Here is a 21979-nt window from a genome sequence, read left to right as displayed (position 1 = left end):
GGGTGATTGGAATGGCCTCGCACTGCGAGGCCATTTTTTTCATCAGGCCGTTGAACTCAAAGGAAAAGGCTTGTAAAGTGCGCCCCGCAGTACGTCACCCCCAAGGGCCACTTCTCTGTGAGAAGCAACCCGAAATAAGTTGCAAATCATTGTCTTGAAAGCAATTTAAGGGGTTGACAGAGGTTTTTAAGATTGTAGAATAGCGCGCCTCAGACACACGAACGCAGCGATGCGAACGGGTAGAAGAGGTTGAAGCTGGCTTCAATGTTGTAGCTTCAAATAGCAGTAACTTGAAATATCAGTTCCGTGATAGCTCAGTCGGTAGAGCAAATGACTGTTAATCATTGGGTCCCAGGTTCGAGTCCTGGTCACGGAGCCATTTCAATCGGGGTATAGCGCAGTCCGGTAGCGCGCCTGCTTTGGGAGCAGGATGTCAGGAGTTCGAATCCCCTTACCCCGACCATTTTTGGGTCGTTAGCTCAGTTGGTAGAGCAGTTGGCTTTTAACCAATTGGTCGTAGGTTCGAATCCCACACGACCCACCATTTTTGAAACCAGTTCGCTGGAATCGAATCTTAAGATCAGAGGCCAAAAGCGCTGATCGAGGAAGGCGACTTGCGAAGGTCGCCTTTTTTTACCGGGGTATAGCGCAGTCCGGTAGCGCGCCTGCTTTGGGAGCAGGATGTCAGGAGTTCGAATCCCCTTACCCCGACCATATTAAAAATCCTCGTATCGAAAGATACGGGGATTTTTTTTGCCTGCGATAAAGCAGATTGCCTTAAGTCATCGTACAACCTGCCGATAACCCACCGACAGGGGCATGGCCCCACTTCAGGCCAAAATAAAAAAGGCGCTCCCCATGGTTCTTCGTCAACTGAATATCGCCCCCCGTGCCGCGTTGGGTTTCGCTTTGATCGCCGTGCTGGTGGCGTTGCTCGGGGTGTTTGCGCTAGGACAGATGTCGAGTATCCGTGACAGTGAAGTCGCGGTAGAAACCCAGTGGTTGCCCAGTATTCGCGGCGGTGACGAGATCCGTGAATTGATGTTGCGCATCCGCACCATTTCCCTGCGCATGGCCTTGGACCAGGACCCGAAGAACATCCCGGTGTACCGTGGGCAAATGGACACCCGCGACAAAGAACTGAGCGAAAAAATCGCCAGTTACGAAAAGCTCGTCATCACGCCTGAAGGCAAGGCGCTTTATGACCAGTTCAAGCAAACCTTTGCCGCTTACCGCACGGGCATCGCCCAATCCTTCGCCCTGGCAGAGCAGGGGCGTCGGGACGAGTTGATCAAGCTGCTGCTGGTGGACATGAAGACCGTGGTGGACGGTTCCGGCAAACAGCTCAACGATCTGGCGGAACTGTTCTCCAGACAAGTCTCCATCGAGAGCCAGAAATCCCAGGAACACTACGTCAATTCCCGGATGATCGTCAGCCTGTTCATTGTGCTCGCCGCCTTGGCGACGGTGGCCCTGGCCATGCTGCTTACTCGCAGTATCGTCAAGCCTTTGGGCGAGGCGTTGAATGCCGCCGAAAACGTCGCCCGAGGCGACCTGACCCGACCGATCAAGACCCACGGCAGCGACGAAGTCAGCCGCTTACTCAAGGCGCTGGCGACCATGCAGCAGAACCTGCGTGAAACCTTGCAGGGCATCAGCGGCTCAGCTACCCAACTGGCGACCGCCGCCGATGAGCTGAACGCGGTCACGGTCGATAGCACCCACAGCCTGCAACAGCAGAATAACGAAATTGAACAGGCCGCCACCGCCGTCACCGAGATGACCACCGCCGTGGAGGAAGTCGCGCGCAATGCGGTTTCCACCTCCGATGCCACGCGTCAGTCCAGTGAGTCGGCGTCCCTTGGGCAGCAGCGGGTCAGCGACACGGTCGACGCCATCGGCGCCCTGGCCAGTGATGTGCAGGTGACTGGCGGCCTGGTGCAGTCCCTGGCCAACCAATCGCAGGATATCGGCAAGGTGCTGGACGTGATCCGGGCCATCGCCGAGCAGACCAACTTGCTGGCCCTCAACGCGGCCATCGAGGCGGCCCGGGCTGGCGAAAGCGGTCGTGGGTTTGCGGTGGTGGCCGATGAGGTGCGGGCGCTGGCTTATCGCACGCAGCAATCGACCCAGGAAATCGAGCAGATGGTCCAGGGCATGCGCAGCGGCGCCACCCAGGCGCTGGATTCGATGCAGGCCAGCTCCAGTCGCGCCGCCAGCACTCTGGCAATGGCGGAGCGGGCAGGGGAGGCGCTACAGACCATCACGGCGTCGGTCAACGAGATCCACGAACGCAATCTGGTGATCGCCAGCGCCGCTGAAGAACAGGCGCAAGTGGCTCGGGAGGTGGATCGCAACCTGGTGAACATTCGGGATCTGTCGGTGCGCTCGGCCACCGGTGCGGACCAGACCAGCGCGTCCAGCCATGAGTTGTCGCAACTGGCGAATTCATTGCGCACCATGGTGCAGCGGTTTCAGGTTTGATCGATGGATGGCTCGGACAGTGATCCTGCCCGAGCTCAAGTATTGACTGTACCGCCCCCATCGCGAGCAAGCTCGCTCCCATAGGATGACCGCGATCAACTGTGGGAGCGAGCTTGCTCGCGATGACGGTGGATCATTCGATGTCAGTACTGCTGACTCAATGCAGCTTCAGCCGAGGCTCGGTCCCACGCCCGATCTTGCTGCCCAGCATCAGCATGGCCGTGCGGAACAGGCCGTACAGCGCCATCTGGTGCATGCGGTACAGCGATACATAGAACATCCGCGCCAGCCAACCTTCGAGCATCACACTGCCGGTCAGGTTGCCCATCAGGTTACCCACCGCTGAGAAGCGCGACAGCGAAATCAATGAACCGTAGTCGGTGTATTTGTATTCCGGCAGGGCCTTGCCTTCGATCCGCAGCTTCAGGGATTTGGCCAGCAGCGAGGCTTGCTGATGCGCGGCCTGGGCACGGGGCGGAACGTTGCGATCGCTGCCGGGTTGCGGGCAGGCGGCGCAATCGCCGAAGGCGAAGATGTTCTCGTCACGGGTGGTCTGCAGCGTCGGCAGCACCTGCAGCTGGTTGATCCGGTTGGTCTCCAGACCGTCGATTTCCTTGAGGAAGTCCGGGGCGCGAATCCCGGCGGCCCAGACTTTCAGGCTCGCGTCGATGACCTTGCCATCGACGGTGATCAGGCTGTCGGCTGTCACCTGGCCAACAGCGGCGTTGGTCATGACATTGACCCCAAGTTTCTCCAGGGTCTTGTGCACAGGGCCGCCGATGCGCTCCGGCAAGGCCGGCAGGACCCGCGGTCCGGCTTCGATCAGGGTGATGTGCATGTTCTCCGGTTTGATCCGGTCCAAGCCATAGGCTGCCAGCTCATGGGCGGCGTTGTGCAGCTCGGCCGCCAGTTCAACCCCCGTCGCCCCGGCGCCGACGATGGCAACGCTGATGCGTTCGACCACGTCGGTTTGCCCGGCATGGGCGCGCAGATAATGGTTGAGCAGTTGCTGATGGAAACGCTCGGCCTGTTTGCGCGTGTCGAGGAACAGGCAATGCTGCGCCGCGCCTTCGGTGCCGAAGTCATTGGTGGTGCTGCCGACGGCGATCACCAGAGTGTCGTAACCCAGTTCACGAGCCGGCAGTAGTTCCAGGCCCGCCTCGTCATAGGTGGCGGCCAGTTGGATGCTCTTGCGCTCGCGATCCAGGCCACTCATGCGCCCCAGCTGGAACCCGAAATGGTTCCATTTTGCCTGGGCGACGTAGTTGAGTTCGTCTTCAGAGGAGTTCAGGGAACCGGCAGCCACTTCGTGCAACAGCGGTTTCCAAATATGGGTCAGGTTCGCGTCGACCAGCATCACACTGGCCGTGCCGCGCTTGCCCAGAGTCTTACCCAGACGGGTAGCCAACTCCAGACCGCCGGCGCCGCCGCCAACGATGACAATACGATGAGTCATGGGGATATCTCGCAAGGCTAAAGGAAATCGGTGCCGTTACCCGCGCGAGCATCAAGCGGCTCATAGCGTCAGGTAACTGATCAGTCGGCTCAACAGGCCCAGGCCGATGGTGATGGCCAGTACCACCACCAGGAGCATCCACGGCCGGAAAGGCCGGCGCTCGACTCGGTGCTGGGACAGTTGCAGGTACTCTTCGACATGCTTCTGGTCTTCCGGGTTCAGGCGGCTGGTCATAAAGGCCTCGGCAGGTAGACGTTGCGAAAGGTATAGACGCTACAGCGTCTGGCTATCCGGCATTGAAAGCAGCGTAGCCGCTCGCCGGAACAGGTTCGACACTCAAGCTGTCGTCCAGGCGAATGATTCCACTTTTTAACACCCGTGCGGTGATTCCGCCATGGCCGCGCACGGCCTGGAACGTCCCTTCGCCGAGGTTACGCTCCAGTCGCGCGCACGGCTGGCACCAGCCGGTGGTTTCGAAGATGGCCTGGCCGATGCGAAAGCGCCGGCCCTTGAGGCTGAACAGATTGATACCGCTGACCACCAGGTTGCGTCGCAGCTCTTGCGGCAACACCGGCTGATCCACCGGGCGGCCCATCAGTGAACCGATCACGGCCAGGTGTTCCCACTGAATCAAGGTGACTTGCCGTGCATTGCGCACGCCGGGACGGGCATGGTCGCCCGTCAGGCCGGCCTCCAGACGGGCCTCCACGGCGTCGAGTTCAATCATGGGTGCATGGCCCTGGGGTCGCACGCCTATCCAGCGTACGCGGCCTTGCTGGGGCACGGCGGCAATCAGTTCCTGCAGTGGGCTCACAGGCTGATCCCGACATCGAACACGATGCTGCGCCCCAGATTGCTGCGCAGGAAATCCGGCGCATCGGGATGGGCGAACAGCACCCGGGCAAACGTCGGCCCCACCAGCGACAGCGAGCGCCAACCCTGGCGCAGGTATTCGGTCGGCGGCGGGAAATGGCTGTTGAGGTCCAGCACTTCACGCTTGAGGCTGGCGAAGGCGATGATGTCCAGCTCCCCCAGATCCATGCCGCGTTCGGTGTAGTTGTGGGCTTTCTTGCGCAGGGTCGGGGCCAGGCGCAGCAGGAATTCATTGGCCGGGATGCGTCGGGGCTTGGCTTCGCGGCGCACCAGTTGGCTCAGGGAGAAAGCGCTACGGCGGCGCTGCAGCTCGTCGCGCCATTCGTCATTGAGGCGACGGCCTTCGTCGAGGACAAAAAACACCTCGAAGTTGGCATCGCGAAACAATACGTCCGGCGGCTCTCCCGCAGGGGCGAACTCGTCGGCGCGATAGGGTACGTTCAGCCCTTGCAGCAGACGCTGGCAGACCCAACGCTCACGCTCCCATTTGCGGGCATTGGAGAGAAAGGCGTTGGCTTGCTCGGCCGCGATGGTCAGCAGGCGTAAATAATCGGAATCATCCATGAGCCCAAGCTTAGCGTTCAATTGCGACAAGCTGGAAGCGTTGCATTGATTTATGGCCGGTTAAGGGTGGGGTGTAGACTGCTGGCTTGAATCCTGAGGTGATCATGGAGTCTTTGATGCAAGGACAAGCCAGAGGAGTAGCGCCATGATCGGTGCCGAACTGCTGTCTGCGCAGACGTTGACGGTCGGCTGGCTGATTTATGTGCCGGTGCTGGCCTGGGCCGTAGCACGGGCGCCATGGGTGGAGCTGTTCACCGACAGCCGTCGCCAGCACTTGCTGTTCGGCACGGTCCTGGCCGTGTTCATGTTGTGGCTGGTGCGACGGGATTTCGATACCGGCGTCTCGTATCACTTCATCGGCATGACCGCCGTGACACTGCTGCTGGACTGGCCGCTGGCGATTCTCGGCGGCCTTTGTGCCCAGCTTGCCCTGGTGCTGCTGGGGCGCCAGGACATGGCGGCGGTGGGTATCAACGGTGCGTTGCTGATTTTGCTGCCGGTGCTGGTCACTGAGTGCTGCGCGATCCTGGTGGAACGCGCCCAACCGCGCAATCTGTTCGTGTACATCTTCTGTTCGGGATTTCTCGCCGCCGCGCTTTCGGCGTTGTTGTGCCTGCTGGTGGGGCTTGGCCTGCTGTGGTACGACGGAGTGTTCGCCATGCCTTACTGGCTGGAAGATTTCATCGGCTACCTCTGGCTGATCATCTTTCCCGAGGCGTTTATCAACGGCATGGTGGTCAGTGCGTTGGTGGTGTTCAGCCCCGAATGGCTGGAGACCTTCAACCGTACGCGCTATCTGTCGGCCCCCTGGAAGGATGACGACAAGCCTTGATTCACATCAAGGCTGAGCAGCCGGGTGCGCTTCATGCTCTGGAAAAATTCCAGGAGCACAACCATGAGTGTTTATGAGTGGGCGAGACAAGAGATCAGGCGCAGCCAGGATGCGGCAGTGGAAATCGGCTTCGACCCGGGCCTTAGCCTGCGGGCCTTGCTCAGTGCGATCGTGCAGCAGAGCAAGGCGGTGCGCAGTGCTGAAGACCTGGCCGATGAACTGAGTTTCCTGGCGGAGAATCTCGACGATGAACAGGACTATGGCTTCATGCGGCCTTAAGGCGACAACGCGGTGGGGAAACTCATGGCTCCCTAGTGGCGAGGCTCGAACTCTTCGCTGAACAGGTCGTCCTCGGCATCGGGGCTGACCGGGATCTTGTGTTCTTCCGACGCCCAGGCGCCCAGGTCGATCAGTTTGCAGCGGTCGGAGCAGAAGGGCCGGAAGGTGTTTTCCGGGCTCCATTCCACAGGGGCGCCACAGGTTGGGCAATCAACGGTTGGGGTTTGGCTCATGACTGGCCTCCACGCAAAGTAAGGTAAAAGTGATGCAGGCGCTCGACCTCGCTGTGCAGCCAGGCGAGGTCGCGGTCATTGACCACCACGTCGTCGGCATGGCTCAAGCGATCCTGACGGCTGGACTGGGCCTTGAGGATCGCCTGGACCTGTTGCTCGCTGGTCTTGTCGCGCTGCAAGGTGCGTTCGATCTGTAGTTGTTCCGGCACATCGATCACCAGGATCCGCTGGGTCATGGCGTACTGGCCGGACTCGATCAACAGCGGCGACACCAGAATCGCATAGGGTGATTGTGCCTGGGCCAGATGATGAGCGATTTCCTCGGCGATCAACGGATGTAGCAGCGCCTCGAGCCAGCGGCGTTGCTCGGCATCTTCGAAAATCAGTTGGCGCAGGGCCGCTCGGTCCAGTGTGCCGTCGGCCTGCAATACGCCGGGGCCAAAATGTTCGGCGATCCTGGCCAGCGCCGGGCGTCCGGGTTCGACCACCCAGCGCGCCGCGTGATCGGCGTCGACGACGTGCACGCCCAGGTCGATAAAGTGCTGGGCCGCCGCGCTTTTGCCGCTGCCGATACCGCCAGTCAGACCGAGAATCCAGGGTTTTTCTGCGGGGCTATTCATTAAAATCGACATTAGGAACCGACAGACTGCCAATAGAAGTCGGTTATTTGACCACCCCAGAGCAAGGCAATCCAGCCGGCAATGGCCAGATAGGGCCCAAAGGGGATTTGCGTCGATGTCGGAGCATCACGCAGGCGCAGCACAATGACCCCGATAACGGCGCCCACCAGCGATGACAACAGCAACGTCAGCGGCAGGATCTGCCAGCCGCCCCAGGCGCCCAGCATCGCCAGCAGCTTGAAATCCCCGTAGCCCATGCCTTCCTTGCCAGTGATCAATTTGAACACCCAGAACACCGACCACAGCGCCAGATAGCCGGCCACGGCGCCCCACATCGCCTGATTCAAGGAGACGAACAAGCCGAAGCTGTTGACGATCAAGCCCAGCCACAACAACGGCAGCACCAGGGTATCGGGCAACAATTGGTGCTCGGCATCGATCAGGCTCATGCCCAGCAGGCCCCAGGTCAGCACCATCACCATTGCGGCCTGCCAGCCAAAGCCGAAATACCAGGCGACGAACGCCGACAGGATGCCGCAGGCCAGTTCGGTCAGGGGATAGCGCCGGCCGATGGGCGCGGCACAACTGGAGCAACGACCGCGCAATGCCAGGTAACTCAATAGCGGAATGTTTTCCCAGGCCCGGATGCGGTGGCCGCAGTGCGGGCACTGGGAATGCGGCAGCATCAGGTTGTAGACCGGGCCAGGGGCTTCGGCGGGCAGGCCCAGCAAGTCATGGGCTTGCAGCCGCCATTCGCGCGAGAGCATCTTGGGCAGGCGCCACACCAGGACGTTGAGGAAACTGCCGATGATCAGTCCGAGCAGTAAAGCGGCGAGCACAAAGGCCAGGGGATACAGCGCGAAAAACTCAGTCAGGGGCATGTCAGATCGCAGAGCCGAGTTGAAAGATGGGCAGGTACATGGCAACCACCAGGCCGCCGACGACCACCCCCAGGACCACCATGATGAACGGTTCCATCAGGCTGGTGAGATTGTCCACCAGATTGTCCACCTCGGCTTCATAAAAGCTCGCCACTTTGTCGAGCATGTCGTCCAGCGCGCCGGACTCCTCGCCGATGGCGGTCATCTGGATCGCCATGTTCGGGAATATGCCTGAAGCACGCATGGAAAAATTCAACTGCATGCCGGTCGAGACATCCTGCCGGATGCGTTGTACCGCGCGTTTGAACACCACATTGCCGGTGGCGCCTGATACCGAGTCCAGGGCTTCCACCAGCGGCACGCCGGCCGCGAATGTCGTGGACAGGGTCCGGGCGTAGCGGGCCACGGCGGATTTGTACATCAGGGTGCCGATCAGCGGCAGTTTGAGCAGCCATTTATCGCGCCAGTCACGCAAGCCCTGGGAGCGCTTGAGTGCATGTTTGACACCGAAGAACGCCGCCAGCGCGCCGCCCAGCAGCATCCACCACCACTGCTGCATGAACTCCGACAGGCCGATGACCATCACCGTGAAGGCCGGCAGTTGGGCGCCGAACCCGGAGAATACCGATTCGAACTGCGGCACCACCTTGACCAGCAGAATACCCGTGACCACGGCGGCGACGAGCACCACGGCCGCGGGGTAGGTCATGGCCTTCTTGATCTTGGCCTTGAGGGCTTCGCTTTTTTCCTTGTAGGTCGCGACGCGCTCCAGCAGCGTATCCAGGGCGCCGGCCTGTTCACCGGCGTCCACCAGGTTGCAGTACAGTTCGTCGAAGTATTGCGGGCTCTTGCGCAACGACGCGGCGAAGCTGTTGCCGGCGGCGACTTCCTGTTTCACCTCGTCCACCAGCTTGCGCATGTTGGCGTTGTCGAAGCCTTCGCCAATGATGTCGAACGCCTGCAACAAGGGCACGCCGGCCTTGAGCATGGTCGCCATCTGCCGAGTGAACAGGGCGATATCCAATGGCTTGATACGCTTGCCCTTGCTGAATATCGAGGTGGACTTCTTGCGAACCTTGCCTGGGTTGATGCCTTGTTTGCGCAACTGGGCCTTGACCAGGGCCGGGCTCTGCCCAGTCAGTTCGCCGGTCATTTTCGTGCCTTTGCGGTCTTTGCCTTCCCACGTGTAAACGTCGGTTTTTATTGCCTTGACCGCCATGTTCAATCCTTGGTGACCCGGTTGATTTCTTCGAGGCTGGTGATGCCTTGCATCACTTTGAGCAGTCCCGAGGCGCGCAGGTCATTAAAACCGTCCTTGCGCATTTGCAGGTCGATTTCCAACGAGTTGCCCTCGGCCATGATCAGCCGTTGCAGCTCGGGCGTATTCCTGACCACTTCGTACACCCCCACGCGCCCCTTGTAGCCGTTGTTGCACTGTTCGCAACCGACCGGCTCATAGATCGTGAACGAGCCGATGCGTTCCCGGGGGAAGCCTTCCTTGAGCAGGGTTTCTTCGGGAATTTCGATGGCCCTTTTGCAATGTGGGCACAGCTTGCGCGCCAGTCGCTGGGCGATGATGAGGTGGACCGCCGTGGCGATGTTGAAGCCGGGAATGCCCATGTTGTGCAGGCGGATCAGGGTTTCGGCGGCGCTGTTGGTGTGCAGGGTGGAGAGCACCATGTGTCCGGTCTGGGCGGCCTTGATGGCGATTTCGGCGGTTTCCAGGTCGCGGATCTCGCCCACCATGATCACGTCCGGGTCCTGGCGCAGGAACGAGCGCAGGGCCTGGGCGAAATCCAGACCCTGGCGCGGATTCACGTTGACCTGGTTGATGCCTTCCATGTTGATTTCCACCGGATCCTCAGCGGTGGAAATATTGATGTCCACAGTGTTGAGGATATTGAGCCCGGTATAGAGCGACACGGTTTTGCCAGAGCCGGTGGGCCCGGTCACCAGGATCAACCCTTGTGGTTGTTTGAGCGCCGCCATGTACAGCTCTTTCTGGTCCGGCTCGTAGCCCAGGGCATCGATACCCATCTGCGCGCTGGAGGGGTCGAGGATCCGGATCACCACTTTTTCACCCCAGAGCGTCGGCAGGGTGTTGACCCGGAAGTCGATGGACTTGTTTTTCGACAGGCGCATTTTCAGGCGCCCGTCCTGGGGTTTGCGCCGCTCGGAAATATCAAGGCTGGCCATTACCTTCAGGCGCGCGGCGATGCGGGTGGCCAACTGGATCGGCGGGCGGGCCACCTCTCGCAGCATGCCGTCGGTACGCACCCGCACCCGGTAGATTTTTTCATAGGGTTCAAAGTGCAGGTCGGAGGAGCCGCCCTTGATCGCGTCCAGCAGCATCTTGTTGACGAACCGCACCACCGGCGCATCGTCGGTGTCCTGGCCGGCGATGGAGTCTTGCTTGTGATCATCGATCGACTCGATGTCCAGGCCGTCGAGGTCGACATCGCCCATGCCTTCCAGGCCGGTGCTGGTGGATTCGAAAAACTTTTCGATGGCGTCGCTGAGCTTGTCGTCCTCCACCAGGATGGCTTCGGTGGTCAGGCCGGTGCTGAACTGAATGTCATTGATGGCCTGGTGATTGGTGGGGTCGGAGATGCCCACGAACAGCTTGTTGCCACGCCGCCACAGCGGCAGGGCGTGATGCTGGCGCACCAGTTTTTCGCTGACAAGGCCGGTGGGTTGGGTTTCCTTGTCCAGGCTGTTGAGGTCCAGCAGGGCCACGCCGAAATGCTCCGAGGCAATTTCCGCCACCTGGCGACTCTGGACCAGTTTGTTCTGCACCAGGTAACTGACCAGGGGCATGCGACTGCTTTGGGCTTGTTGGTACGCCTGCTGCGCACTTTGCTCGGTGATCAGTTCGGCCAGCACCAATTGCTTGGCCAGACCGCTTAAGGCGATGTCATTCATGGGAATCCCGGACGCGGACAGTTCATGACTTATAGCCTAGTCAAGCATCCAGACCAAACCAGCGGGGCGCAGTGACAAAAAACGTCAGATAGTGCGCTTGTTGGGGTAGGACATAGGGACGCGGCGGGTCGAAGTCCCTTGCCAGCGGGCGCGACAGGGTTGGCACATGCCATGCAATGGCCTCCTCAGGTCATGAGACTCCACCTCATGCTTTGGAGATTATCTATGAATAAGCAAAACGGTTTTACCTTGATCGAGTTGCTGATCGTTGTGGCGATCATCGGCATCCTGGCGACGTTTGCGTTGCCGCAGTATTCCAAGTATCAAGCGCGGGCGAAAGCTACGGCGGGGCTGGCGGAAGTCTCCGCGTTGAAGGTGCCGTTCGAGGACGTCATGAACCAGGGAACCAACCCGACGTTAGCCAACATCGGCGGAACATCGCCCACCAGCAATTGCACCCTGACCGCTTCAGGTACTGCAGCGGACGGAACCGGAACCATTGCATGCACCCTGCTGAATGCGCCAGCTCCCGTTCTCGGCAAGGCAATCACCCTTTCCCGTTCAGCAGCCGGTGTCTGGACCTGCGCTTCGACGGCCGTCCAGGAATTCTTGCCCGCCGGTTGCACGGGGGCCGCTGCACCCTGATTTTGGGTCTGGTTGAGCCGGTGGCGAGGGGCTTTTCCCCTTGCCCAGGAAAACCTCAACAATTCATAAACTTAGGGAGCGCCGAAAAAGCCGCAACTTGCATGTCCCAAATCAGCAGGCCATGCATTTTGCATGATTGTGAAAATTGCCGTTTCGCTTAACTAGTTGATTTTAAAAGAATAATTAATTCGTGAAAACTGGCACAGCCTTCGCACTACTCCTGATAACCCTGCCGGGAAACACCTCCGGCAGTTTTTGAGAAAAACAGGAGTTACTCGTATGAAGAAGTTCGCTATCACTGCCGCAGCTGCCACCGCCCTGACTCTGACCATGGCTAGCGCTTTCGCCGAGACCACTCAAGCAACTCAGGCTCCGATGATGCTGGCTGCTGGTGAAGTGACAGAAGCCAAAGAAGATGTTTCTGATACCTGGATCACCACCAAGGTCAAAGCCGATCTGGTCACTGAAAAAGGCATCCCAGGTTCCGATATCAAGGTAGAAACCAATAAAGGCGTAGTGTCGCTGTCGTCGACTACTGTCCTGACAGACGCGCAAAAAGACACCGCAGTGGCGATTACCAAGAAAATCAAAGGCGTCCGAGACGTTTCGGCTGACGGCCTGAAATCCGAGTAAGACTCAAGGCTTCTCGCCTGGACCGGGAGAAGGCACGGCAAGCGGGCTGAGACATACGTTTGCCGTTGCTTTGGAGTTCATGCGAAGGCCACACGGAAGTGGCCATTACAGGCCCCCGGCATTCGTGCCGGGGGCCTGTTCTATTGCGCAATGGAAAAGTATTCAGGGACCCATCTGGGAAATCGACTGGCCGATTTCGCGAGCATGCTCGCTCCCACAGTGGACGAGCTTCTTCGGCAAGATGCGTTCGAATGTGGGAGGGAGCCTGCTCGCGATTGGCGGCGGCACATCCCACGCCATCTCAACTGAATGACAGAACCGCTCAGCGCCCCCGCTTGCTGGTGATCTGCACCAACCGATTCCCCTCGAAACGCAGGTACTGGTACATGCCACTGTTGGGGCCGTAGGTCCATTCTTCCACCGGGTATTCTTCCCGGCGATTGACGCTGCGTTTGTAGCCCAGGTCATCCCGCGCCGCGGGTTGCCCGCATTTTTGCAGGACTTCGCTGGAGCGGTCACCGACGCTGATCAACTGGCTGCCACAGCGCAATGTATCGGCTGCCGACGTCTGGCCGCTGGCGAGCAGCAAGATCAGGCTAAGCCCGTACAGACGTTTCATCTTATTCGGCATCCAGATGCATGGGGGTGATCACGCGCCCGTCGCTTTCGGCCTGACCGAGGCTGGCGTCGATGAAATACACACGGTCATCAGCCAATTGCCCTTTGTCCACCAGGAAATCCTTGATGCTGCTGGCGCGCTCCTGTCCCAGCTGGCGCAACAGCACTTCGTTGCCACTCCAGAACGAGATCACGCCTTCGCGCAGTTTTTCCGTGCGCGCCTTTTTATCCAGTTGCGTCCATTCGACCGGTGGCTGGGTCTTGAGACGGGTGCGATAGATGCCTTCGAGCAGCGGTGCCTTTTCATCCTCGGGCACCTCCAGCAGCGAGGCCTTGGCAGGGACTTTGTCGCCTCTGCGCTGCAGCATCTTGTAGTAGTTGTACTGGTATTCGCGTTCCAGACGCTGGGCGGCGAGCAGCGGACCGTCGCTGCTTTGGGCGGCGGTGCCTTCGATCTCCAGGCGCAACTCCGGACGTTTACCGAGGGCTTCGGACAACTTGAGCAGCGTACCTTCGTTGTCCGGGTTCAGTTCGCTTGAGCCCGGGGCGAATGACACGCTGCCCAAGTCTTGCGAGGCACCCCCGGCCACCAGCCCACCGATGAGTTTGAATGGCGCCTGGGCCGCCCGTACCACCAGGTTGCGCAGGGTTTGCCAGACAATTGGCATCACGCTGAATTGCGGATCATTGAGGTCGCCGGAAACCGGCAGCTCGATGGAAATCCTGCCTTCGGAGTCCTTCAGCAGCGCGACGGCCAGCTTGAGCGGCAGGCTCACGGCGTCCGGGCTGTCGACCTTTTCCCCCAGTTGCAGTTGCTCGACCACCACTTTGTTGTCGGCCAGCAACTTGCCTTTGGTGATCCGGTAGTGCAGGTCGAGGTTGAGTCGGCCCTTGCGGATGCGATAGCCGGCGAATTTGCCGGAATAGGGTGTCAGGGTCGTCAGTTCGACCCGTTTGAAACTGGTGGCGATGTCGAGGCTGGCCATCGGGTCGAAGGGGTTGAGCGCCCCTTTGATGGTGACAGGCGCGTAGCGGTCGACCTTGCCGTTGATGTCCACGGTGGCCGGCTTGGCCTGGCGGCTGTCGATGGTGCCGATCTGGCCGTTGAGCTGCTGGATGGCCGTGGCGAAGTTCGGCGTCAGGCTGAAGTCGGCGAAGTTGGCCGAGCCATCGTTGATGGCAATGCCGCCGACGTGGATGCCCAGCGGTTTCTCCTGGGATGCCGGTTTTGCCGGGCTGTTGTTCGTACCACTGTCGGCCGGTTGCGGGATCAGCAGGTCATCGACGTTGGTGGTGCGGTCTGGGTTGATCATGAATCGCGCGTAAGGCTGGTACAGGTTGACCTTGTCGATCGACAGGCTGTCGCCGTGCTGATAGTTGAGCCCTTCGAGCACCAACTGTTTCCACTTGATGAAGTCCCGGGTCCTGAGGGTATCGAGGGTGTGCAGTTGATCGACCTGGGCTCGACCGGTGACGGCGAATGCCAGCGGCTCGGTGCTCTTGAGGTCCACCGCCAGGTCGCTGCCGAGCATCCCGGAGCGCAGTTCCAGGCGAATGAACGGGTTGATGTAGGCCTGGGCGACCCGCAGGTCGATGTCCTGGGTCTTGACCTTGAGCCGGGCGGTGATCGGGTTCAGGTTGACCTCGCCGTCAGCCAGGATCTTGCCCTGTTTGCCTATCCCGGTATCCAGCTTGAGGGTAAAGGGTGAGCCGTTGAGGGTGTCGTAGTTCTGCAGGTCGAGGTTCAGCGGGCCCACGTCCAGGGCCACGGCAGGTTGCGCCTGACGGTCGGCCAGGTGCACCTGGTAATTGCGCAGTTGCACGTCCTTCAACAGCACCTGCCAGGGCTTGCTCGGTGCCTGGGGGGCAGGCTCGGGCGAATCGGCGGCTGCCGGGGCCGACGCCGGTTCGACCTTGACCTGCGGTTTGGCCGGCTGACTGGCGAAGAGTTTTTGCCAGTCCAGTTGCCCATCCGCCTCGCGCGCGGCCCAGGTTTCCAGCTTCTGGCTGCGGATCTTGCCGACGATGACTTGTTGCTTGGCCAGGTCGACGGTTGTATCACTCACATCCAGGCGTTCGAGCTTCGCCAATGGACGGCCATCCGGCGCCTTGATGGAGAAGGGGGCCACGCTGACGGCCACGTTGTTGAGCAGCAGTTCGGTGCCCTTGGCCAGGTTGAGCTTGTAGTCGGTACTCAGGTTCAGCACGCCGTTTTCCAGCACCAGCGGTACCGCGTCGCGTACGTAGGGCCACCAGACTTTCATCTGGCCGTCGGTGACTTTGATCTTGCCCTCGGAGGCGATCGGCGTGAGGCTGAAGTTGCCGGTCCAGTCGACCCGACCGCCTTGAGGGCTGACGGCCACCAGGGTCATGTCGGCGTTGTCGTCGGGCAGTGTGCTGAGGTTCTTGAGCTCGAAATCAAGGGTGTCGTACAGAAACTCGATGGGCTCGCTGGGACGCAGGTCCTGAAAATGCAGGTAACCGCCGGCCAGTTTGATCCGGTCGATTCGCAGGGGAAACGGCTTGGCGTCGGGGTCGGCCGGGGTGGGTTCGCTGGCCGGCAGCTTGAACAGGCCCAACAGGTTCAACTGACCGTCCTTGGCGAACATGATCTCGGTCTTGGGCTTGTCCAGCTCGATATCGGTCAGGTGCAGGGCGCCGGACCAGAGGCTGTCGAGCTGCAGGTTGGTGTACAGCCGTTCGAAGGCGACCTGCTCCTTGCCCGGTTCGCCGACATTCAGGCCCCAAAGCGTGACTTCGAGGCTGAAGGGATTGAGCTCGATACGCTGAATCTGGGCTGGCACCGTTGCATGGTCGGCCAGTTGTTGATTGGCGATCCGCAAGGCGACACCGGGTAATATCAGAAAACCCAGCAGGCTGTAGAGGGCCAGTACGGTCAACAGGGCGCCGAAAGCGCGAATCAATCCTTTGGGCATGTGCGGCTTCATCTGGTGTGAATTCGGAGTGCCTTGGAGTATGGCATGCGTTTACGGTTCCGAAGCCACTGTGATTTATCAGATTTGTCCGTTTTCGGCGAAGGAGTTGAACCGCTGGTTCAGAGCTGAAGGATCAACGTCTTGAGTGGCGGCTGCTGGTCCAGCGAGGGGAAATCGCTGCCGGGTGTCAGTATTTTCCATTCGCGCACCGGGCGGCCGGCCTTTTCCGCGCAGCGCAGCACCTGCTCGCGCCAGTCGTCCATGGAGACTTTTGCCAGGTTGTTGCAGCAGATCAGCACGCCATTTTCAGCGGTGGTGAGCAGCGCCGGCTTGAGCAGGCTCTGGTAATCGCGCAAGAGGTCGACAGTGCCGAACGCGCTCTTGGCCCAGGCGGGCGGGTCGAGCAGCACCAGGTCGTATTGGCGTTGCTCCAGGCGCACATAACCTGGCAGCTTCTGCCCGCGTCGCTGACTGATGGGCAGGCCGGCCAGTTGGCGGATGGCCGGGAAGTAATCCGATTGCACGAAATCCATGGGCGGCAGATCAGGGTTGAGCAAACCGTTCTCGCGCCCCACCGCCAGGTTGCCTTCGGCAAAGTCCAGGTTGCACACCTCGCGCGCGCCACCGGCCGCGGCGCTCAGGCCGACGCCGCAGGTGTAGGCGAACAGGTTCAGCACGCTTTTGTGACGGCTGTGTTCCTTGACCCAGCCCCGGGCGTTGCGCAGGTCGAGAAACAGCAATGGATCCTGCCCGGCATGGCGCCCGCGCACGCGGTAGTTCAGACCCCATTCACGGCCGACAAGGTCTTGCAGGGCGGCTTCGTCAGCCTGGTAAACGGTGTCCTGGCGGTCGACGCGCGAATTGCCCCGGGCGCGATCGTTGTAGACCAGCAGGGTGTCCAGGCCCAGGCACTCGTTGACGATACCGTGCAATTGCAGCAAGGCATCGCGTTCCAGTGACTGATGGAAACTTTGCACCAGCAATTGCGGGCCGTAGCGGTCGACCGTCAGGCCAGGGGCGCCTTCCTGGCTGCCATGGAACAAGCGATAGCAATCGGTGCCTTGCTGGTGCAATTGGCCGAGCAGGTCCTGACGCTGATCGAGGGCGGCGCGCAGCGCCTGATTCAAGGAAGACATGCCGGGCGCGCCTTAAGGAAATGAGGCGCGGGAGTTTAGCAGTTTCTGTGGCGAGGGGATTTGTGGGAGCAAGCTGTGCTCCCACAGTCCAGCGACGCAAGGACTCGATGCCTCAGGGGAACCGAGTCATTCGCTCAGCGATTAAGGCGCTTGTCGATCAGCCCCTCCACCACGCTTGGATCGGCCAGGGTCGAGGTATCACCGAGGCTGTCGAGCTCGTTGCAGGCAATCTTGCGCAGGATGCGCCGCATGATCTTGCCCGAGCGGGTCTTGGGCAGTGCCGGCGCCCACTGGATCAGTTCCGGTTTGGCGAAGCTGCCGATCTCCTTGCTGACGTGGTCCAGCAATTCCTTTTTCAACGCGTCGTTGGCCTCGATTCCGTCCATCGGCGTGACGAAAGCGTAGATGCCCTGGCCTTTGAGGTCGTGGGGGTAACCGACCACTGCCGCTTCGGCGATGTTGTCGTGCAGCACCAAGGCACTTTCTATTTCGGCAGTGCCGATGCGGTGACCGGAGACGTTGATCACATCGTCGATGCGCCCGGTGATCCAGTAATCGCCATCTTCGTCTCGACGGGCGCCGTCGCCGGTGAAGTAATAGCCGGGGTAGGGCTTGAAATAGGTGTCGACCATGCGGGAGTGGTCGCCATAAACGCTGCGAATCTGCCCCGGCCAGCTCGCCTTGATCGCCAGCACACCGCTGCCTGCGCCATGGATTTCCTTGCCGGTTTCATCCAGCAACACCGGTTGCACGCCAAACATCGGTCGGGTGGCGCAGCCCGGCTTGAGCCGCGGCGCACTCACCAGCGGGCTGAGCATGATGCCGCCGGTCTCGGTCTGCCACCAGGTGTCGACAATCGGGCAGCGCTGTTCGCCGACCACGTTGAAGTACCATTCCCACGCTTCCGGGTTGATCGGCTCACCGACGCTGCCGAGCAATCGCAGGCTTTTGCGCGACGTTTCCTGCAACGGTCCGGCACCTTCGCGCATCAGCGCTCGCAGGGCCGTCGGCGCGGTGTAGAAAATATTGACTTGATGTTTGTCGATCACCTGCCAGAAGCGCGAACTGCTGGGGTAGCTCGGTACGCCTTCGAAGATCAGCGTGGTGGCGCCGTTGGCCAGCGGGCCGTAGACGATGTAACTGTGACCGGTGACCCAACCGACGTCGGCGGTGCACCAGAACACTTCGTTGTCGCGGTAATCGAGCACGTACTTGAACGTCATCGCCGCTTGCAGCAGATAACCACCTGTGGTGTGCAGTACGCCCTTGGGCTTGCCGGTGCTGCCGGAGGTGTAGAGGATGAACAGCGGGTCCTCGGCGTCCATCGGTTCCGGCGGGCAATCGTCGCTCATGTCGTGCATGGCCTGGTGGTACCACAGGTCGCGGCCTTCGACCCAGGCCACTTCGCCCTGGGTGCGCTCGACCACCAGCACGGTGCTGACGTTCGGGCAACTTTCCAGGGCCTTATCGACGTTGCGTTTGAGCGGTATGAATCGTCCGCCGCGCACGCCTTCGTCGGCTGTGATCACGGTGCGGCAATCGGCGTCGAGAATCCGGTCGCGCAGCGAGTCCGGTGAAAAACCGCCGAACACCACCGAATGCACCGCGCCAATCCGTGTGCAGGCAAGCATGGCGTAGGCCGCTTCAGGGATCATCGGCATGTAGATGCAGACCCGATCGCCTTTCTTCACGCCGCGGCTTTTCAGCACGTTGGCCAGGCGGCAAACATGGTGATGAAGTTTTTTGTAGGTGATTTCTGCCGATTCGGCGGGGTTGTCGCCTTCCCAGATGATCGCCGTCTGGTCGCCACGTGTCTCCAGGTGGCGGTCGATGCAGTTGGCGCTGACGTTCAGCTTGCCCCCGGCGAACCAGGTGGCGTCGCCGATCTTGAGGTCATAGCGCTGGACGGTTTGCCAAGGCGTCATCCAGTCGAGAAAGCGCGTGGCCTGCTCGCCCCAGAAAGCGCTGGGATGTTCGATGGATTCTTTGTAGAGCCGCGTGTACTCGTCCTGACTCAGTTGCGCAGCCCGGCGGACGGCATCGGCTTGGGGGTACTGGCTGATATCGAACATGACGGTTCCTTATTCTTGTTTTTGCGACAAGTCATAAAGATGCGCCGAGTAGCCGGAGGGTTCAAGTCATGTACAAATCAACTGTGGGAGCGAGCCTGCTCGCGATGGCGCTGTGTCAGTCAACATCTGTGTCAACTGATCCACCGCCATCGCGAGCAGGCTCGCTCCCACAAAGGTAACGCGGGCCTTGATAACTACTTGAGGATCAGCCGCGATGACGCCCGCGGAAGTAGTTGATCAAGCCCTGGGTCGAAGGGTCTTCGGCCGCGCTTTCTTCGCTGCCCACCAGACGGTTGTAGACGCCCTTGCCCAATTCCTTGCCCAGCTCCACGCCCCATTGGTCGAACGCGTTGATACCCCAGACCACGCTTTGCACGAACACTTTATGTTCATACAGCGCTACCAATGCGCCAAGGCGACGTGGGCTGATGCGTTCGACCACCAAGGTGTTGCTCGGACGGTTGCCCGGGATCACCTTGTGGGAGGCCAGTTTCTGCACGTCTTCTTCGCTCGCACCTTTGTCACGCAGTTCCGCTTCGGCTTCGGCGCGGGTCTTGCCCAGCATCAGTGCCTGGCTCTGGGACAGGCAGTTGGCGTACAGCCACTGGTGGTGATCGGAAACCGGGTTGAAGCTGACGATCGGCACGATGAAGTCTGCCGGGATCAACTGGGTGCCCTGGTGCAGCAACTGGTGGTAGGCGTGCTGACCATTGCAACCGACGCCGCCCCAGATCACAGGACCTGTGTCGGTAGACACCGGCGTGCCGTCCTGGCGCACACTCTTGCCGTTGGATTCCATGTCCAGTTGCTGCAAGTGCTTGGTGATGTTGCGCAGGTAGTGGTCGTACGGCAGGATCGCGTGGCTTTGCGCGCCCCAGAAGTTGCCGTACCACACGCCCAGCAGCGCCAGCAGTACCGGCATGTTCTGTTCGAACGGCGCGCTCTGGAAATGCTGGTCCATGGAATAGGCGCCGGAGAGCAATTCCTTGAAGTTCGACATGCCGATGGCCAGGGCGATCGGCAAGCCGATGGCTGACCACAGCGAGTAGCGCCCGCCGACCCAATCCCACATCGGGAAGATGTTTTCTTCGCGGATGCCGAAAGCCACGGCGGCGGCGTTATTGCTCGATACGGCGATGAAGTGGCGGTACAGCTCGGCTTCGGAGCCGCCCTGGGCCAGGTACCAGGCACGGGCAGCCTGGGCGTTCTTCAGGGTTTCGAGGGTGTTGAAGGATTTCGACGAGACGATGAACAGCGTGGTCTCGGCGCGCAACTTCATGGTCAGTTCATGGAACTCGCTGCCATCGATGTTCGCCAGGTAGTGACAGCGCACGCCTTTTTGCGCGTAAGACAGCAGCGCTTCGGAGACCAGTTCCGGGCCGAGGAAAGAGCCACCGATGCCGATGTTCACCACGTCGGTAATCGGTTTCTCGGTGTAGCCGCGCCACAGGCCGTCATGGATGCGCCCCACCAGATCAGTGATCTGGTTCAACACCTTGTGTACGTCGGGCATGACGTCGGCGCCGTTCACCAGCAGTTTATCGCCCACAGGGCGGCGCAGCGCGGTATGCAGGGCCGGGCGGCTCTCGGAGGCATTGACGATTTCGCCTTCGAACAGCGCCTTGATCGCGCCCTTGAGGTCGACTTCATTGGCTAGGCACACCAGCAGGTCACGGGTCTGGGCGTTGATCAGGTTCTTTGAGTAGTCGAGAAACAGGCCGCAGCTCGACAGAGTGAATTGATTGAAACGCTGCGGATCGGCATGGAACGCTTCGCGCATGCTGAAATCCTGCATGGCTTTGCGGTGGTCATTCAGCGCTTGCCAGGCAGGCAGAGCGGTCACGTCGTGAGGGGTTCGGTAATACGCCATCGCTGCGGGTTTCCTTTTTACTTGAACGACCTTTTGTACACTAAAAATTCCGGCATGGCCTCTGGGGGCGTCCGGACAACTGCGTCGACACGATCTATGGGCACAGGGCGACTACAGTAAACCTCGCGTTGCGATCTGTCTTGGCTTTGTCAGACCGTTTCCCGGTACTTTTTTATACAACAGGGGCGGGATTGGTCCGACAGACGGAAGCGCGGCGATGTTCCCTGGCACAAAGTCCCTATTCTGGGGAATGCCCGCTGTGGGAGCAAAGCGTGCTCCCCAAGCTTGCACACCGAGGGAGCGGCACAGGGTTCGGTCAGGCGACCTGAACCGGGATGGCATTGCTGGTGTGGCTCAGTTCGTTGCCCGGGGCCATGTACAGCATGCGGGGCTTGAAGTTGGCCAGTTCGGCTTCGCTGTAATGGGCGTAGGCGCAGATGATCACCCGGTCACCCACCTTGGCCTTGTGCGCCGCAGCGCCGTTGACCGAAATCATTCGCGAGCCTTCTTCGCCACGGATTGCATAGGTGGTGAAGCGTTCACCGTTGTCGACGTTGTAGATCTGGATCTGTTCGTATTCGCGGATACCCGACAGGTCCAGCCACTCACCATCAATGGCGCAGGAGCCTTCGTAGTCGAGCACGGCGTGAGTGACTTCGGCGCGGTGCAGCTTGGCCTTGAGCATGATGGCGTGCATGAATGTTTCCTCTGGTCGGGTCCGAACGGCGGGCAGTTTGCCCGAAGGCTCTGGAGGCAGCAATACACAAGAGATGTGAGAATGCAGTCTGTAAAACACCGTCTATCCCTTGTGGAAGCGAAGGCTGTGGGAGCCAAGCTTGCTCGCGATGACGCCGTCAAATTCAACACATATGTCGACTTTTAGACTGCTATCGCGAGCAAGCCTGGCTCCCACAAGGCCCCCATT

The 21979-nt window shown here is 60.3% G+C and carries 20 protein-coding genes and 4 tRNA genes; 9 read left to right on the top strand and 15 right to left on the bottom strand.

What is annotated here, in order from left to right:
• The first annotated feature begins 303 nt into the window (after positions 1-303).
• The 5 genes from CRX69_RS23450 to CRX69_RS28360 all read left to right on the top strand — a co-directional run bounded on the left by CRX69_RS23450 (position 304) and on the right by CRX69_RS28360 (position 2484).
• Positions 304-379, top strand: a tRNA-Asn gene (locus CRX69_RS23450).
• Positions 380-386: 7 nt separating this feature from the next.
• Positions 387-463, top strand: a tRNA-Pro gene (locus CRX69_RS23445).
• Positions 464-468: 5 nt separating this feature from the next.
• Positions 469-544: transfer RNA gene (locus CRX69_RS23440), tRNA-Lys, on the top strand.
• Between the two features lie 93 nt (positions 545-637).
• Positions 638-714 (top strand) — tRNA-Pro (locus CRX69_RS23435).
• A 144-nt stretch (positions 715-858) separates the two neighbouring features.
• Positions 859-2484 carry a methyl-accepting chemotaxis protein gene (locus CRX69_RS28360; protein ID WP_076386365.1) on the top strand — a complete coding sequence of 542 codons (1626 nt, stop codon included), beginning with the start codon at positions 859-861 and terminating at the stop codon, positions 2482-2484.
• A 157-nt stretch (positions 2485-2641) separates the two neighbouring features.
• Here CRX69_RS28360 and CRX69_RS23425 read toward each other — a convergent pair whose 3' ends face one another.
• From CRX69_RS23425 to CRX69_RS23410, 4 genes are read right to left on the bottom strand one after another with little or no spacing between them, the layout of a single operon-like run.
• Positions 2642-3940 (bottom strand): NAD(P)/FAD-dependent oxidoreductase, encoded by a 1299-nt coding sequence (locus tag CRX69_RS23425; RefSeq protein ID WP_107322955.1) that lies wholly within the window; start codon positions 3938-3940, stop codon positions 2642-2644.
• Positions 3941-4000: 60 nt separating this feature from the next.
• Positions 4001-4174, bottom strand: coding sequence for a DUF3094 family protein (locus CRX69_RS23420; RefSeq protein WP_076386361.1), 174 nt, complete (start codon positions 4172-4174; stop codon positions 4001-4003).
• 52 nt (positions 4175-4226) lie between these two features.
• Positions 4227-4754 (bottom strand): MOSC domain-containing protein, encoded by a 528-nt coding sequence (locus tag CRX69_RS23415; protein ID WP_107322954.1) that lies wholly within the window; start codon positions 4752-4754, stop codon positions 4227-4229.
• Positions 4751-5377, bottom strand: a complete 627-nt coding sequence (locus CRX69_RS23410; protein ID WP_047229866.1) for a DUF1780 domain-containing protein — start codon at positions 5375-5377, stop codon at positions 4751-4753. The genes CRX69_RS23415 and CRX69_RS23410 overlap by 4 nt, the downstream gene beginning before the upstream one ends.
• Positions 5378-5522: 145 nt before the next feature.
• Here CRX69_RS23410 and CRX69_RS23405 point away from each other — a divergent pair, with 145 nt between their 5' ends.
• Together CRX69_RS23405 and CRX69_RS23400 are read left to right on the top strand one after the other, a co-directional pair.
• A complete protein-coding gene (locus CRX69_RS23405; protein ID WP_047229865.1) occupies positions 5523-6209 on the top strand; it encodes an energy-coupling factor ABC transporter permease in 687 nt (228 codons plus the stop codon).
• Between the two features lie 63 nt (positions 6210-6272).
• A complete protein-coding gene (locus CRX69_RS23400; protein WP_076386357.1) occupies positions 6273-6488 on the top strand; it encodes a hypothetical protein in 216 nt (71 codons plus the stop codon).
• Positions 6489-6520: 32 nt separating this feature from the next.
• Here the strand turns inward: CRX69_RS23400 and yacG are convergent, their stop codons facing one another.
• From yacG to pilB, 5 genes are read right to left on the bottom strand one after another with little or no spacing between them, the layout of a single operon-like run.
• The gene (gene yacG / locus CRX69_RS23395) at positions 6521-6721 is read right to left on the bottom strand and encodes a DNA gyrase inhibitor YacG (RefSeq protein WP_047229863.1); all 201 of its coding nucleotides are present in this window, start codon (positions 6719-6721) and stop codon (positions 6521-6523) included.
• Entirely contained in the window at positions 6718-7341 is a 624-nt protein-coding gene (gene coaE / locus CRX69_RS23390) for a dephospho-CoA kinase (protein ID WP_107322953.1), read from the bottom strand. Before coaE ends, yacG begins: the two co-directional genes overlap by 4 nt.
• 11 nt (positions 7342-7352) lie before the next feature.
• Complete coding sequence (locus CRX69_RS23385; RefSeq protein WP_107322952.1) at positions 7353-8222, bottom strand: prepilin peptidase; 870 nt, start codon at positions 8220-8222, stop codon at positions 7353-7355.
• A 1-nt stretch (position 8223) separates the two neighbouring features.
• Entirely contained in the window at positions 8224-9441 is a 1218-nt protein-coding gene (locus CRX69_RS23380) for a type II secretion system F family protein (protein ID WP_107322951.1), read from the bottom strand.
• Between the two features lie 2 nt (positions 9442-9443).
• Positions 9444-11144, bottom strand: a complete 1701-nt coding sequence (pilB, locus tag CRX69_RS23375; RefSeq protein WP_047229859.1) for a type IV-A pilus assembly ATPase PilB — start codon at positions 11142-11144, stop codon at positions 9444-9446.
• 225 nt (positions 11145-11369) lie between these two features.
• Between pilB and CRX69_RS23370 the strand changes: the two genes are divergently transcribed.
• Together CRX69_RS23370 and CRX69_RS23365 are read left to right on the top strand one after the other, a co-directional pair.
• Positions 11370-11789: a pilin gene (locus CRX69_RS23370; protein WP_047229858.1), complete on the top strand. Its 420-nt coding sequence runs from the start codon at positions 11370-11372 to the stop codon at positions 11787-11789.
• 279 nt (positions 11790-12068) lie between these two features.
• Complete coding sequence (locus CRX69_RS23365) at positions 12069-12422, top strand: BON domain-containing protein (RefSeq protein WP_047229857.1); 354 nt, start codon at positions 12069-12071, stop codon at positions 12420-12422.
• Positions 12423-12744: 322 nt separating this feature from the next.
• Here the strand turns inward: CRX69_RS23365 and CRX69_RS23360 are convergent, their stop codons facing one another.
• The 6 genes from CRX69_RS23360 to panD all read right to left on the bottom strand — a co-directional run bounded on the left by CRX69_RS23360 (position 12745) and on the right by panD (position 21751).
• The gene (locus CRX69_RS23360; RefSeq protein ID WP_047229856.1) at positions 12745-13041 is read right to left on the bottom strand and encodes a DUF2845 domain-containing protein; all 297 of its coding nucleotides are present in this window, start codon (positions 13039-13041) and stop codon (positions 12745-12747) included.
• A 1-nt stretch (position 13042) separates the two neighbouring features.
• Entirely contained in the window at positions 13043-15976 is a 2934-nt protein-coding gene (locus CRX69_RS23355; RefSeq protein WP_107322950.1) for a DUF748 domain-containing protein, read from the bottom strand.
• Positions 15977-16095: 119 nt separating this feature from the next.
• Positions 16096-17112, bottom strand: coding sequence for a class I SAM-dependent rRNA methyltransferase (locus CRX69_RS23350; RefSeq protein WP_107322949.1), 1017 nt, complete (start codon positions 17110-17112; stop codon positions 16096-16098).
• Positions 17113-17246: 134 nt separating this feature from the next.
• Complete coding sequence (gene acs, locus CRX69_RS23345; protein WP_047229853.1) at positions 17247-19184, bottom strand: acetate--CoA ligase; 1938 nt, start codon at positions 19182-19184, stop codon at positions 17247-17249.
• A gap of 205 nt (positions 19185-19389) precedes the next feature.
• Positions 19390-21054 (bottom strand): glucose-6-phosphate isomerase, encoded by a 1665-nt coding sequence (gene pgi, locus CRX69_RS23340; RefSeq protein WP_047229852.1) that lies wholly within the window; start codon positions 21052-21054, stop codon positions 19390-19392.
• Positions 21055-21370: 316 nt separating this feature from the next.
• Positions 21371-21751: an aspartate 1-decarboxylase gene (gene panD, locus CRX69_RS23335; RefSeq protein ID WP_047229851.1), complete on the bottom strand. Its 381-nt coding sequence runs from the start codon at positions 21749-21751 to the stop codon at positions 21371-21373.
• Positions 21752-21979: the final 228 nt, after the last annotated feature.

Source organism: Pseudomonas rhizophila (genome assembly GCF_003033885.1).
Taxonomy (GTDB): Bacteria; Pseudomonadota; Gammaproteobacteria; order Pseudomonadales; family Pseudomonadaceae; genus Aquipseudomonas; species Aquipseudomonas rhizophila.
Note: the sequence above shows the minus strand (reverse complement) of the source record. Positions and strands in the feature narration are given on the sequence as shown.

Excerpts from the sequence above, each read along its gene's own strand:
- CRX69_RS28360 (WP_076386365.1), top strand. The coding sequence starts at position 859 with ATGGTTCTTCGTCAACTGAATATCGCCCCCCGTGCCGCGTTGGGTTTC.
- CRX69_RS23425 (WP_107322955.1), bottom strand. The coding sequence starts at position 3,940 with ATGACTCATCGTATTGTCATCGTTGGCGGCGGCGCCGGCGGTCTGGAG.
- CRX69_RS23420 (WP_076386361.1), bottom strand. The coding sequence starts at position 4,174 with ATGACCAGCCGCCTGAACCCGGAAGACCAGAAGCATGTCGAAGAGTAC.
- CRX69_RS23410 (WP_047229866.1), bottom strand. The coding sequence starts at position 5,377 with ATGGATGATTCCGATTATTTACGCCTGCTGACCATCGCGGCCGAGCAA.
- CRX69_RS23405 (WP_047229865.1), top strand. The coding sequence starts at position 5,523 with ATGATCGGTGCCGAACTGCTGTCTGCGCAGACGTTGACGGTCGGCTGG.
- CRX69_RS23400 (WP_076386357.1), top strand. The coding sequence starts at position 6,273 with ATGAGTGTTTATGAGTGGGCGAGACAAGAGATCAGGCGCAGCCAGGAT.
- yacG (WP_047229863.1), bottom strand. The coding sequence starts at position 6,721 with ATGAGCCAAACCCCAACCGTTGATTGCCCAACCTGTGGCGCCCCTGTG.
- coaE (WP_107322953.1), bottom strand. The coding sequence starts at position 7,341 with ATGAATAGCCCCGCAGAAAAACCCTGGATTCTCGGTCTGACTGGCGGT.
- CRX69_RS23385 (WP_107322952.1), bottom strand. The coding sequence starts at position 8,222 with ATGCCCCTGACTGAGTTTTTCGCGCTGTATCCCCTGGCCTTTGTGCTC.
- CRX69_RS23380 (WP_107322951.1), bottom strand. The coding sequence starts at position 9,441 with ATGGCGGTCAAGGCAATAAAAACCGACGTTTACACGTGGGAAGGCAAA.
- pilB (WP_047229859.1), bottom strand. The coding sequence starts at position 11,144 with ATGAATGACATCGCCTTAAGCGGTCTGGCCAAGCAATTGGTGCTGGCC.
- CRX69_RS23370 (WP_047229858.1), top strand. The coding sequence starts at position 11,370 with ATGAATAAGCAAAACGGTTTTACCTTGATCGAGTTGCTGATCGTTGTG.
- CRX69_RS23365 (WP_047229857.1), top strand. The coding sequence starts at position 12,069 with ATGAAGAAGTTCGCTATCACTGCCGCAGCTGCCACCGCCCTGACTCTG.
- CRX69_RS23360 (WP_047229856.1), bottom strand. The coding sequence starts at position 13,041 with ATGAAACGTCTGTACGGGCTTAGCCTGATCTTGCTGCTCGCCAGCGGC.
- CRX69_RS23355 (WP_107322950.1), bottom strand. The coding sequence starts at position 15,976 with ATGCCCAAAGGATTGATTCGCGCTTTCGGCGCCCTGTTGACCGTACTG.
- CRX69_RS23350 (WP_107322949.1), bottom strand. The coding sequence starts at position 17,112 with ATGTCTTCCTTGAATCAGGCGCTGCGCGCCGCCCTCGATCAGCGTCAG.
- acs (WP_047229853.1), bottom strand. The coding sequence starts at position 19,184 with ATGTTCGATATCAGCCAGTACCCCCAAGCCGATGCCGTCCGCCGGGCT.
- pgi (WP_047229852.1), bottom strand. The coding sequence starts at position 21,054 with ATGGCGTATTACCGAACCCCTCACGACGTGACCGCTCTGCCTGCCTGG.
- panD (WP_047229851.1), bottom strand. The coding sequence starts at position 21,751 with ATGCACGCCATCATGCTCAAGGCCAAGCTGCACCGCGCCGAAGTCACT.